General features: G+C 71.8%; 12 protein-coding genes. 10 read left to right on the top strand and 2 right to left on the bottom strand.

Annotated features, from left to right (window positions below):
- Window positions 1-73 precede the first annotated feature (73 nt).
- On the bottom strand, window positions 74-1,396 hold the full coding sequence (locus tag ACTHMS_RS05005) for a S53 family peptidase (RefSeq protein WP_440305572.1): 1,323 nt from the start codon (window positions 1,394-1,396) through the stop codon (window positions 74-76).
- Between the two features lie 94 nt (window positions 1,397-1,490).
- Here ACTHMS_RS05005 and era point away from each other — a divergent pair, with 94 nt between their 5' ends.
- The 9 genes from era (at window position 1,491) to dusB (ending at window position 10,576) form a co-directional block, all read left to right on the top strand.
- Entirely contained in the window at window positions 1,491-2,390 is a 900-nt protein-coding gene (era, locus tag ACTHMS_RS05000) for a GTPase Era (RefSeq protein WP_440305571.1), read from the top strand.
- Between the two features lie 13 nt (window positions 2,391-2,403).
- Window positions 2,404-3,612 carry an MFS transporter gene (locus tag ACTHMS_RS04995; RefSeq protein WP_440305570.1) on the top strand — a complete coding sequence of 403 codons (1,209 nt, stop codon included), beginning with the start codon at window positions 2,404-2,406 and terminating at the stop codon, window positions 3,610-3,612.
- Window positions 3,613-3,647: 35 nt separating this feature from the next.
- Window positions 3,648-4,412, top strand: a complete 765-nt coding sequence (gene recO, locus ACTHMS_RS04990) for a DNA repair protein RecO (protein WP_440305569.1) — start codon at window positions 3,648-3,650, stop codon at window positions 4,410-4,412.
- 36 nt (window positions 4,413-4,448) lie between these two features.
- Complete coding sequence (locus tag ACTHMS_RS04985) at window positions 4,449-5,261, top strand: isoprenyl transferase (protein ID WP_440305568.1); 813 nt, start codon at window positions 4,449-4,451, stop codon at window positions 5,259-5,261.
- The gene (locus ACTHMS_RS04980; RefSeq protein WP_440305567.1) at window positions 5,258-5,599 is read left to right on the top strand and encodes an antibiotic biosynthesis monooxygenase family protein; all 342 of its coding nucleotides are present in this window, start codon (window positions 5,258-5,260) and stop codon (window positions 5,597-5,599) included. The genes ACTHMS_RS04985 and ACTHMS_RS04980 overlap by 4 nt, the downstream gene beginning before the upstream one ends.
- Window positions 5,596-6,771: a phosphatase PAP2 family protein gene (locus ACTHMS_RS04975; protein ID WP_440305566.1), complete on the top strand. Its 1,176-nt coding sequence runs from the start codon at window positions 5,596-5,598 to the stop codon at window positions 6,769-6,771. The genes ACTHMS_RS04980 and ACTHMS_RS04975 overlap by 4 nt, the downstream gene beginning before the upstream one ends.
- Window positions 6,723-8,117: a glycine--tRNA ligase gene (locus ACTHMS_RS04970; protein WP_440305565.1), complete on the top strand. Its 1,395-nt coding sequence runs from the start codon at window positions 6,723-6,725 to the stop codon at window positions 8,115-8,117. Before ACTHMS_RS04975 ends, ACTHMS_RS04970 begins: the two co-directional genes overlap by 49 nt.
- A gap of 63 nt (window positions 8,118-8,180) precedes the next feature.
- On the top strand, window positions 8,181-9,200 hold the full coding sequence (locus ACTHMS_RS04965; RefSeq protein ID WP_440305564.1) for a hypothetical protein: 1,020 nt from the start codon (window positions 8,181-8,183) through the stop codon (window positions 9,198-9,200).
- Between the two features lie 203 nt (window positions 9,201-9,403).
- A complete protein-coding gene (gene dusB, locus ACTHMS_RS04960) occupies window positions 9,404-10,576 on the top strand; it encodes a tRNA dihydrouridine synthase DusB (protein ID WP_440305563.1) in 1,173 nt (390 codons plus the stop codon).
- Between the two features lie 41 nt (window positions 10,577-10,617).
- Here the strand turns inward: dusB and ACTHMS_RS04955 are convergent, their stop codons facing one another.
- Entirely contained in the window at window positions 10,618-11,040 is a 423-nt protein-coding gene (locus ACTHMS_RS04955) for a hypothetical protein (RefSeq protein WP_440305562.1), read from the bottom strand.
- Window positions 11,041-11,131: 91 nt separating this feature from the next.
- Between ACTHMS_RS04955 and ACTHMS_RS04950 the strand changes: the two genes are divergently transcribed.
- Window positions 11,132-12,480 (top strand): PEP/pyruvate-binding domain-containing protein (locus tag ACTHMS_RS04950; protein ID WP_440305561.1); only part of this gene is annotated, 1,349 nt, incomplete at its 3' end.

The following is a 12,480-nucleotide window of genomic DNA, read 5'->3' as shown; positions in this document are numbered from 1 at the left end:
CATCAGCGTAAACGGCGGAGGCGCCGGGCCCGGCCCGACGCCTCCGCACGATCACTGCACGATCACTGCACGGTCAGGACTTCTGCGCCAGCGCCGGCACGAGGCTGTCCGCCTTCGGCGTGCCGAGGCCGGTGGCCGGGTCCCAGCCCACCGTGGCGGCGAAGCCGGTGACGGTGACGTCGCCGTGGTAGGTGTTGTCGCCGGTCGTCACGTCGTGGAAGTCGGCCGCGTAGCTCTTCTTGGCGAACGACAGGTGGTAGAGCGTGTCGTTGATCTCGCCGACGCGGCCGCCCTTGAGCTGGTCGGTCAGCGCCACGAGGCCCGCCCACTGCGGCGAGCCGGCGCTGGTGCCGCCGAAGCGGAAGACGAGGTCGCTGCCCTGGCCCGACGAGCTCCAGACCGCGAGGACGCCACCGATGATCGCCGCGTTGTAGGCGACGTCCGGCACGGCGCGCACGCCGGTCTTCTGCACCGGCCGCTGGTAGCCCGGCTCCTTGTAGACGACCGAGAAGCCGCCGCCGCCCGCGCTGGCGAAGTCGGGCTCGTTCCACGTCGACTCGCCGTGGTACGCGCCGGTGATGCCGTCGGCGTCGAGACGCGTGCCGCCGACACCGGTGACGAGCGGGTCGGACGCCGGGCTGCTGGCCGCCTTGAAGAAGGTGCTGCCGTCGCACGACGGCTGCGCCGCACCCTGGTCGCCGGCCGACGCGAGCAGCGTGATGCCCTTGGCGGTCGCCGCGGCGAAGACCTGGTGTTCGGCGGTCAGCAGGGCCGGGTCGACGCACTGCTCGGCCTCGCCGAAGCTCTGCGAGATGACCGAGCCGAGGTTGTGGTCGACGGCGTACCTGGTCGCCGACAGGATGTCCGCGTCCTGGTTCGACTTGGCGAGCACGAGGTCGATGGTCGCGCCCGGCGCGATGGCGTGCGCGTACTCGACGTCGAGCGTGATCTCGCCGGCCCAACCGACCTGGTTGTCGTCGTTCTGGTCGAACGGCGTGAGCCCGTCGGGCGCGATGATGTTGAGCGGCGCCGACGGCAGGCCGAAGGCGGCGTCGAAGGTGTCGAGGTCGTGCTGGATCGTCGGGCTCTGGAAGGCGTCGACGATCACGATCGTCTGGCCGGCGCCGCTCAGGCCGCGGGCGGCGAGCGCGTCGACGCCGTAGGCGGTGCGCACCTGGGCCGGTCCGTAGCAGCCGGCGGGCGTGGTGGTCTGGCAGCTGAAGGTGCGAGCGTCGGTGCGCGCGCTGCCGACGACGCGGTATTCGGGGTGCGCGCCGATGGCGGGGGTGACGCCGGTGGCGGCAGCGACCGCGGTGGCGGTCGGTGCGACGACGCTCGCTGCGGCGAGCGCGGTGGCGGCCACGGTACGGGCCGTCCGCCGGGGATCGAGGACCATGCCTGCTCCTGTCGGGAGGTCGGAAGAACCGGGACGAAGGCCCGGCATGCGGAGAACATAGATCAATCCAGGCGATCCGGAAACGACGTGTCCCATGCGGCAGGATGGTCGCGTGACCTTCCGTTCGGGCTTCTGCTGCTTCGTCGGACGCCCGAACGCCGGCAAGTCGACGCTGACCAACGCGCTGGTCGGGGCCAAGATCGTGATCACCAGCGACAAGCCGCAGACCACCCGGCACGCGGTGCGTGGCATCGTCGACCGCCCGGACGGGCAGCTGGTGCTGGTCGACACCCCGGGCCTGCACCGTCCGCGCACCCTGCTCGGCGAGCGGCTCAACGAGGTGGTGCGCACGACCCTCGCCGAGGTCGACGTCGTCGGGTTCTGCCTGCCCGCCGACCAGCGGGTCGGCCCGGGCGACCGGTTCATCCGTGACCAGCTGGCCGGGGTGCGGGCCCCGGTCATCGCGATCGTGACCAAGATCGACACCGTGAGCAAACAGCGGCTGGCCGAGCACCTGCTCGCCGTGAGCGAGCTGGCGGACTTCGCCGAGATCGTGCCGGTGTCGGCCGTCCGCGGCGAGCAGGTCGACCTCCTCGCCGACCTGTTGATCGCGCAGCTGCCCGAGGGTCCGCAGCTCTACCCGAGCGGCGTCCTCACCGACAACGACACCGAGTCGCGCATCGCCGAGCTGGTGCGCGAGGCCGCGCTCGCCGACGTGCGCGACGAACTGCCGCACTCGATCGCGGTGACCATCGACGAGCTGCGGCGCCGCGAGTCGGGCCTGCAGGAGGTCTTCGCGACCCTGCACCTCGAACGCGACAGCCAGAAGGGCATCGTGATCGGCCCGAAGGGCCAGCGGCTCAAGCGCATCGGCGCCACCGCGCGGGCCGGCATCGAGGAACTGCTCGGCGAGAGGATCTTCCTGAACCTGCACGTCGCCGTCGAGAAGGAATGGCAGCGCGACCCCAAGAAGCTCGACCGGCTGGGCTTCTAGAGGGTTTCGAGCGATGTTGCGCAATTACCGCGCCGTCTTCCGCGAGCCGGGGACGGCCGCCTTCTGTGTCGCCGGCCTGATCATGCGGCTGCCGCTGGCCATGTACGCGTTGGGGCTCGTCCTCATCGTGTCCGCCCGCACCGGCCACTACGGCTTCGCCGGCGTGCTCAGCGCCTGCTACGTGTTCGGTGCCGTGCCCGGCAACCCGTGGCTGGCCCGTCTCACCGACCGGCACGGCCAGCGCGCGGTCATGCTGCCGGCGATCGCCGTGCACGCGATCGCGGTCGCCGTCCTGGTCGTCCTGTTCGAGACCGACACCCCCGACTGGACGCTGATCGCGCCGGCGGTCGTCGCCGGATCGAGCTACATCTCGGTCGGTTCGCTGGTGCGCTCGCGGTGGTCGTACGTGCTGGCCGGACGCCCCGAACTGACGACCGCCTACTCGCTCGAGTCGACCCTGGACGAGGTGGTGTTCGTGCTCGGGCCGCTGGTGGCCACGTTCATCGCCACCCAGTTCGACCCGGTGCTCGTGCTGGTCGTCGCGGGCTCGCTCACCTCGATCGGCGCCGTCGCGCTCGCGGCGCAGCGGCGCAGCGAGCCGCCGGCGCACCCGCCCACGGCCGAACGGCACCCGCTCGCCCTGCGCCTGCGCGGCATGGTGCTGCTGCCGCTGATGGCGGTGGCGATGGGCGCCCTGTTCGCCGGCGCCGAGGTCGCGCTCGTCGCCTACTGCGGGCAGCACGGGCACCGCCCGTTCAGCGGTGCGGTGCTCGCCTGCTTCGCCGGCGGCAGCGGCGTGGCCGGCTTCGTCTACGGCACCATCACCTGGCGTTCGAGCGTGCTGGGCCGCTTCCGCGTCCACGCCTTGATCTTCGCGGCGCTGCCGATGCTCTTCCTGGCCGCGGGCGACGTGCCGTGGCTGGCGGTCTGCGCCTTCGTCGTCGGACTCGGCATCGCGCCGACCCTCATCACCTCGTTCGGCCTCGTCGAGCGCAGCGTGCCCGCCGCCGCCCTGAACGAGGGCATGACCTGGCTGACGACCGGGCTCAACATCGGCTACGGCGCCGCCGCCGCACTGAGCGGCCGCCTCGCCGACGCCCACGGCGCCCGCACGGCGTTCCTCGTGCCGATCGGCGCCGGCCTGCTCATGGGCGCGCTCGCGCTGGCGGTGCACCGCCGCCTGTCCGCCGTGCGCGAACCGGCGGTGCCCGTCGCGGCGTGACGCCGTGTTGTCCGCACCGGGTGCGACGATGGGGTGTGCCGTCCTACCGCGACGAGGCGGTCGTCCTGCGAGTGCACAAGCTCGGCGAGGCCGACCGCATCGTCACCCTGCTCACCCGCCGCCACGGCCGGGTGCGCGCGGTCGGCAAGGGCGTCCGGCGCATGTCCTCGCGCTTCGGCGCCCGCCTCGAACCGGGCTCGCACATCGACATCCAGCTCTACTCGCGGCTGCCCGATGGGCAGGCCGCGCCCGACGGCCGCCGGTCGCTCGAGGTCGTGCAGCAGACCGAGTCGCTCGGCGCGTTCGGCGCGATGCTGGCCAACGACTACGCCCGCTGGACGACCCTGTCGGCCATCTGCGAGACGGCCGAGCGGCTGACCGAGGAGGGCGAGCCGGTGCTGCGGCTCTACCTGCTCGTCGTCGGCGCGCTGCGGGCGCTCAGCGAGCGGACGCACGACGCGTCGCTCGTCCTCGACGCCTTCTTCCTGCGCGCCATGGCGGTGTCCGGCTGGGAGCCCGCGCTCACCGCGTGCGCGAAGTGCGGCCTCGCCGGCCCGCACAGCGCCTTCAACGTGCAGGCGGGCGGCATGGTGTGCGAGGTGTGCCGCCCGCCCGGCTCGCAGCGTCCGCAGCCCGAGACGATCGGGCTCATGGTCGCGCTACTCGAGGCCGACTGGGCGACGGCGGACGCGAGCGGCGAGGCGGTCCGGCGCGAGGCGTCCGGCCTGGTCGCTGCGCACCTGCAGTGGCACCTCGAGCGCGGGCTGCGCTCGCTGCCGCTGGTCGACCGCACCAGCTGAGCGGAGCGTCCGAGGTGAGTTGAGTACGGTGTCCGGATGGCTCGGGACGCGCGCATCTGGCCCGACCCGCCGCCGCACCCGTCCGGTGCGACACCGCCGGCGATCCCGCGCAACCTCGTGCCGCAGCACGTCGCGATCGTCATGGACGGCAACGGTCGCTGGGCCCACCAGCGGGGGTTGCCGCGCACCGAGGGGCACCGCGCCGGCGAGGCGAGCCTCATGGACGTGCTGCACGGCGCCATCGAACTGGGCATCGGCACCATCTCGGCCTACGCCTTCTCGACCGAGAACTGGCGGCGCACGCCCGAGGAGGTGCGCTTCCTCATGGGCTTCAACAAGGACGTCATCCGCCGCCGGCGCGACGAGCTGGCCGCGCTCGGCGTGCGCATCCGCTGGGCCGGCCGGCGGCCGCGGCTGTGGCGCAGCGTCATCGACCAGCTCGAGGACGCCGAGCAGTACACGCGCGACAACGACCGGCTCACCCTGCAGTTCTGCGTGAACTACGGCGGCCGCGCCGAGATCGTCGACGCCGTGCGCGCGATCGCCCGTGAGGTGCAGGCCGGCCGCATCAATCCGGCCAAGATCGACGAGCGCACCATCGGCGCGCACCTCGACGAGCCGGGCCTGCCCGATGTCGACCTGTTCATCCGCACCTCCGGCGAGCAGCGCACGTCCAACTTCCTGCTCTGGCAGGCCGCCTACGCCGAACTGGTCTTCATCGACACCCCCTGGCCCGACTTCGACCGGCGCCACCTGTGGCAGGCCTGCCTCGACTACGCCCGCCGCGACCGGCGCTTCGGGGCCGCGGGGCCGGTCGAGGCGAGCGGCGCCCCAGGGGTCACGGCATGATCGCGATCGCGCACCTGCAGGGCGACGACCTCGTCGACGAGGCGCGCCGCGCGCTCACCGCGCTGGCCGGGCGCCCGGGCTACCTGCGGGGCAGCCTCGGCCGCTCGACCGACGACCCGACCGCGTGGGTGCTGGTGACCGAGTGGGAGAACGTCGGCTCGTACCGGCGGGCGCTCGGCAACTTCGACGTCAAGGTCGGCGCGACACCGCTGCTCGCCGGCGCCGCCGACCTGCCCGGCGCGTTCGAGACACTGGTCGACGTCGCACCCGGCGGTGTCGCCGTCGCCCACCGCAGCGACCGCACGCCGGTCGGCGAGGAAGGCCGCACGGCACCGTGATACTTGCCGAGGCCCGCCGTTCGCCGCGGCAGGCGGTGCTGCTGGGCGTGCGCTGGGGGCTGCTCATCACGTGGGCCGTCGTGCTCGTGCTGCAGTGGCGCGACCAGGGCGTGCCGCTCGACGCCCAAACACTGCTGGCCTGGATCGCCGCCGGCCTCGCGTGCGCCTGTGTCGGCCGGCGTCCGATCTGGCTGCTGTGGGTCGTGATCGACATCCTGCCCTTCGCGGCCGTCCTGCTCGCCTACGACCGGCTGCGCGGCTTCGCCTACCAGGTCGGCCTGCCCGGCTGGTGGCACCCGCAGATCGACGTCGACAAGGTGCTGGGCTTCGGGCACGTGCCGAGCGTCTGGCTGCAGGAGCACCTCAAGCAGGCGAGTGTCCAGTGGTACGACATCGCGGTCTGCCTGGTCTACATGTCCTACTTCTTCGCCCCGTTCGTCACCGCCGGTGTGCTCTGGCTGCGGCGCCGCGCCGACTTCTACCGCTGGTCGTTGCGCTTCATGGGGCTGTCACTGGGCTGCTACGCGCTGTTCGTGCTGATCCCGTGCGCACCGCCGTGGGCCGCCGCGCGCTGCACGCCGATCCAGGTCGCCGACCACCCGACCGACCCGTACTGCATCAACTTCGACTCGAAGTACACCGCGCACGGCGGACTGCTCGGGCCGCTGCACATGACCCACGCCGGCGCCCACCCGTACCTCGAGGCCACCGTGTACCGCGGGTACGGCGCCCTGCACATCAAGTACTTCGGCGGCATCATCCAGAAGGGGCACGCCTACTTCGACCCGCTCGCCGCCGTGCCGTCGCTGCACGTCGGCGCCACGACCCTGCTGGTGCTGTTCCTCTGGCGGCGCACGCCGCGCCTGCTGCGTCCGCTGCTCGCCCTCTATCCGTTCGCGATGGCGTTCACGCTCGTCTACACCGCCGAGCACTACGTCACCGACTGCCTCCTGGGCGCCGCGACCGCGTTCGCCCTGCACGCCGCCGCGGACCGGGTCGAACGGCGGATCGCGGCTCGGCGGGCCGGGCCGGGGACGCCGCCCGGTGCCGCGCAGCGGACCGACGAGGTCGCGGCCCCCGATACGCTGGACACTCCGATCGCAGAACCACCGCAGGAGTCCTCGTGCCCGCCGCTTCCCTCAGTGCCCGCAACGACGCCGTCGTCAACCTGAGCAAGCGGCGGGGCTTCGTCTACCCGTCCAGCGAGATCTACGGCGGCAGCCGCTCGGCCTGGGACTACGGCCCGCTCGGCGTCGAACTCAAGGAGAACGTCCGCCGGCAGTGGTGGAAGGCGATGGTCACCGGCCGCGAGGACATCGTGGGCATCGACTCGGCCGTCATCCTCGCCCCGCAGGTGTGGGAGGCGTCGGGCCACGTCGCCACCTTCAGCGACCCGCTGACCGAGTGCCTGCACTGCCACCGCCGGTACCGTGCCGACCACCTCGAGGAGGACTTCGAGGCGCGCAAGGGCCTGGCGCCGGAGCACGGGCTCAAGGACATCGCCTGCCCCAACTGCGGCACCCGCGGCCAGTGGACCGAGCCGAAGCAGTTCAGCGGCATGCTCAAGACCTACCTCGGCCCGGTCGAGGACGAGAGCGGCCTGCACTACCTGCGCCCCGAGACCGCGCAGGGCATCTTCGTCAACTTCCTCAACGTCATGACCACGGCGCGGAAGAAGCCGCCCTTCGGCATTGCGCAGACCGGCAAGAGCTTCCGCAACGAGATCACGCCCGGCAACTTCATCTTCCGGACGCGCGAGTTCGAGCAGATGGAGATGGAGTTCTTCGTCGAGCCCGGCACCGACGAGCAGTGGCACGAGTACTGGCTGCAGCAGCGCTGGGACTGGTACGTCGACCTCGGCATCGACCCGGCGCACCTGCGCTACTACGAGCACCCGAAGGAGAAGCTGTCGCACTACTCGAAGCGCACCGTCGACATCGAGTACAGCTTCGGCTTCGGCGGCAGCGAGTTCGCCGAGCTCGAGGGCATCGCGAACCGCACCGACTTCGACCTGACGACGCACAAGCAGCACTCGGGCGCCGACCTCACCTACTTCGACCAGGAGAAGAACGAGCGCTGGACGCCCTACGTCATCGAGCCGGCCGCGGGCCTCACCCGCGCGGTCCTGGCGTTCCTGCTCGACGCGTACAGCGAGGACGAGGCGCCGAACGCGAAGGGCGTCATGGAGAAGCGCACGGTGCTGCGCCTCGACCCGAGGCTCGCCCCGGTCAAGGCGGCGGTGCTGCCGCTGTCGCGCAACGCCGACCTCTCGCCGATGGCCCGTGACCTCGCCGCGACATTACGAAAGCATTGGAATGTCGAGTTCGACGATGCGCAGGCGATCGGTCGCCGCTACCGTCGCCAGGACGAGATCGGCACGCCGTTCTGTATCACCGTGGACTTCGACAGCCTCGACGACCAGGCGGTGACGGTGCGCGAACGCGACGCGATGACCCAGGAGCGGGTCGCGCTCGACCAGGTGGCCGGGTATCTGGCGTCCAGGTTGCTCGGTGCGTGATCATGCCTTGATCACGGACGCGACCCGGTCGGGCGGTCCGCGACGGACGGAGAGGAAGACGACATGACATATCCGGGGGGACCGGGCGAGCCGGGCCAGCCGCCCTACGGCCAGCAGCCGGGGCAGCAGCCGCCGTACGGCCAGCAGCCGCCCTACGGTCAGCAGCCGGGCCAGCCGCCGCAGCCGCCGCAGCCGCAGCAGCCGCCGCAGCCGTGGCAGTCCGACCCGGCGTCGCAGCCGGGGTACGGGCAGCAGCCACCGTCCTACGGCCAGCCCGGCTACGGGCAGCAGCCGGGCCAGCCGGGCCAGCCGGGCCAGCCGGGCTACGGCCAGCCGGGCCAGCCCGGCTACGGGCAGCCCGGGTACGGCCAGCCGCAGTACGGGCAGCCCGGGTACGGGCAGCCGCCCTACGGCGCGCCCGGTGGCCCCGGTGGTCCGGGTGGCCCCGGTGGTCCGTACGTGCCGTCCGGCCCGTCCGGCAGCGGCGGCAACCGCAACCTGCTCATCGCCGTCGCGGTGGTGGTCGTGCTCGTCGCCGCGGGCCTCATCACGTACTTCGCGACCAAAGGCAGCGACAAGAAGAGCCCCGCCGCGGGCGGGGGCGGCTCGTCGACCTCGGCCGCACCGTCGGGGGCCTCGTCGGCGCCCGACTCGTCGGCGCCCGCGTCCGGCGGCGGCGACTTCCCGAGCGGCATGGTGTCGTCGGCACCCGCCAGCGACGTGCCGAGTTCGGACACGTCGGGCGGCGGCACGGTGAGCGAGGACGACGCCCGCACGGTCGCCGAGCAGTACATGAACGACGTCAACGCCGGCAACACGGTCGACGCCGCGTCGATCATCTGCGAGCGGCAGCGCACGACGTTCGAGAACAACGTGAACTCGTCGGCGAGCGATTTCAACGTGCACGTCGACAGCAAGACCTTCAGCGACTCGACCGAGACGGCGACCGGCCGCGACGTCACCTACCTGGCCGACCTCACGCTCAAGACGAGCGGCAAGAGCGGCAGCGTGAAGTGGACCTTCTCGGTGATCAGCGAGAACGGCGAGGCGCGCATCTGCGGCGAACAGGTCGCGGCCGCGTAGGTCCCGCGATCTTGTGCACGGCGCGCGGGAACACACGCGCGTCCTGCACAAGATCCGATCCGCCCCGCGATCTTGTGCATGGCGCGCGGGAACACACGCGCGTGCTGCACAAGATCTGATCCGGGCGGCCGACGGACGGCAGGCCGAGACAGCTGTGGGGTGCGCCGGTGCGCCCGAGCTCGCGCGTCACGGACAATGGACGCATGACGGCACTCGTGACCGCGCCCGGCGTGCTGACGCTGGCCGACGGTGTGCAGGCCGACCCGCCGGTCGTGCTGGCGCCAATGGCCGGCATCACCAACACCGCGTTCCGCCGCCTGTGCCGCGAGGCGATGGCCGGCGCGCTGGCACCCGGCGCCGCGGGCGGCCTGTTCGTCTCCGAGATGATCACCACCCGGGCCCTGGTCGAGCGCAACCCGAAGACGCTGCGGCTGATCCGCTTCGAGCACGACGAGCAGCCACGAAGCATCCAGCTCTACGGCGTCGATCCCGACGTCGTCGGCGCCGCCGTGCGCATGATCGTCGCCGAGGACCTCGCCGATCACGTCGACCTCAACTTCGGCTGCCCGGTGCCCAAGGTGACCCGCAAGGGCGGGGGGTCGGCGCTGCCCTGGCGCGTCGGCCTGTTCGACCGCCTCGTGCGCACCGCGGGGCAGGAGGCGCGCGGGGCGGTGCCGGTCACGGTGAAGATGCGTGTCGGCATCGACGACGACCACATCACCTTCCGCGAGGCGGGGCTGCGCGCGCAGGACGCCGGCGTCGCGTACGTCGCGCTGCACGGCCGCACGGCCTCCCAGTTCTACGGCGGCACGGCCGACTGGCAGCGCATCGCCGAACTGGTCGAACTGCTCGACATTTCGGTGCTCGGCAACGGCGACATCTGGGAGGCCGACGACGCGCTGCGCATGGTCGAGCAGACCGGCTGCGCCGGCGTCGTGGTCGGCCGCGGCTGCCTCGGCCGACCGTGGTTGTTCGGCGACCTCGCGGCGGCCTTCGCCGGGCGCCCCGAGCGCGCGCGTCCGGGGCTCGCGGATGTCGCGCGAACGATGCGGCGCCATGCCGAACTGCTCGTCGACTGGCTCGGCGACGAGCAGCGCGGCGTGACCGACTTCCGCAAGCACGTCGCGTGGTACCTCAAGGGGTTTGCGGTCGGCGGCGGACTGCGCCGCTCGCTCGCGTCCGCCTCGTCGTTGACCGAACTGGACGACCTGCTCGCGCAGCTCGACCTCGACCAGCCGTGGCCGAGCGTGAACGACGGGCAGCCGCGCGGCCGCACCACCGGCGTGCGCGCCGTCAGCCTGCCCGACGGCTGGCTCGACTCCCGCGACTCGTGCGCCGTCCCGGTCGGCGCCGAGACCGACGACAGCGGCGGCTGAGACTTCCCGACGGGTCGAGCGCGTCGACCCGCCCGGATTCGTCAGTGCTCGTCCGGTGCGTCCTCGGTCGGCTGTTCGTCATCGGCCGGCGCGTCCTCCTCGACGTCCGGCTGGTTCTCGTGCTCACCGGGGATCTCGGTGCCGCCGGTGATCGCGGTGCCGGACAACAGGCCCTCGGCCGGGTCGTAGGGGATCTTGTCGCGCGGCAGGTAGTCCTGCCCGTCGGACGGGTCGCCGTAGCCCGCATCGCGCGCCGCCGCGGCGACCTCCTGGCGCACCGACTCGTCGCCGATCTTGGCGTCGGTGCGATCGCCGTCGCTGCCCGAAGCGCCGTCGCCGCCTGCGACGCCGTCGTGGTCGGCAGCGCCGTCGTCACGGGCGCCGGCGGGCGACGATGCGGCCTCGCCGCCGGGCTGCGGTTCCTGCTTCGGGCCGGGGTGGGGACGGTCGTCGGTGTCGCTCACGCCTCACACCCTTCCCGTCGCGGACGATCACCTATCGGGCGCGTCCGACTAGGCTCCGTGGCACCACTGCGCGCGCGGGACGGAGCCACCGATGACCGACAAGCACGTGTACGACTTCGCCGAGGGCAACAAGGATCTGAAGGATCTGCTCGGGGGCAAGGGCGCGAATCTGGCGGAGATGAGCAATCTGGGGTTGCCGGTGCCGCCGGGGTTCACGATCACGACGGAGGCGTGCCAGGCGTATCTGCGCAGTGGACGCGAGCCGGAGGGTCTCGATGCCGAGGTGGGCGAGCATCTGGCGAAGCTCGAGCAGCAGATGGGCAAGCGGCTGGGGCAGTCGGACGACCCGTTGCTGGTGTCGGTGCGGTCGGGGGCGAAGTTCTCGATGCCCGGGATGATGGAGACCGTCCTCAACATCGGTCTGAACGACCAGTCGGTGCGGGGTCTGGCGGCGCAGGCGGGCAACGAGCGGTTCGCGTTCGACTCGTACCGGCGGTTGATCCAGATGTTCGGCAAGACGGTGCTGGGCATCGATGGTGAGCATTTCGACGAGGCGCTGGAGCAGGCGAAGGGCGCGAAGGGCACCGAGAACGATCTCGACCTTGACGCCGACGACCTGCGTGGGCTGGTCGAGACGTACAAGGAGATCGTCGTCAAGCAGGCGGGGCGGCCGTTCCCGCAGGATCCGCGCGAGCAGATGGACCTCGCGGTGCGCGCGGTGTTCGACTCGTGGAACACCGACCGTGCGGTGATCTACCGGCGCCAGGAGCGGATCCCGGCCGACCTTGGCACGGCGGTGAACATCTGCTCGATGGTGTTCGGGAACCTGGGTATGGACTCCGGAACGGGTGTCGCGTTCACCCGTGACCCTGCGTCCGGTGCGCAGGGCGTGTACGGCGACTACCTGCAGAACGCGCAGGGCGAGGACGTCGTGGCCGGTATCCGGAACACGGTGCCGCTGAGCGACCTGGAGGGCATCGACAAGCAGTCCTACGACGAGCTGCTCGGCATCATGAGCACGCTCGAGGGGCACTACCGCGACCTGTGCGACATCGAGTTCACGATCGAGCGCGGCAAGCTGTGGATGCTGCAGACCCGCGTCGGGAAGCGCACCGCCGCGGCGGCGTTCCGCATCGCGACGCAGCTGGTCGACCAGGGCCTGATCGACATGGACGAGGCGACCTCGCGAGTCAGCGGCGCGCAGCTGGCGCAACTGATGTTCCCGAGGTTCGCCGACAACAGCTCGGCGAAGCGGATCGCGCGCGGCATCGCGGCCTCGCCCGGTGCTGCGGTCGGCAAGATCGTGTTCGACAGCTACACCGCGGTGAAGTGGTCGCGGTCGGGCGAGTCGGTGATCCTGGTGCGGCGTGAGACGAACCCGGACGACCTCAACGGCATGATCGCCGCGCGGGGCATCCTCACGTCCCGCGGCGGCAAGAC

Origin of the sequence: Jatrophihabitans sp. (genome assembly GCF_051960575.1) — a bacterium.
Lineage (GTDB): Bacteria > Actinomycetota > Actinomycetes > Mycobacteriales > Jatrophihabitantaceae > JBQCEE01.
This window is presented reverse-complemented; position numbering and strand designations above follow the sequence as displayed.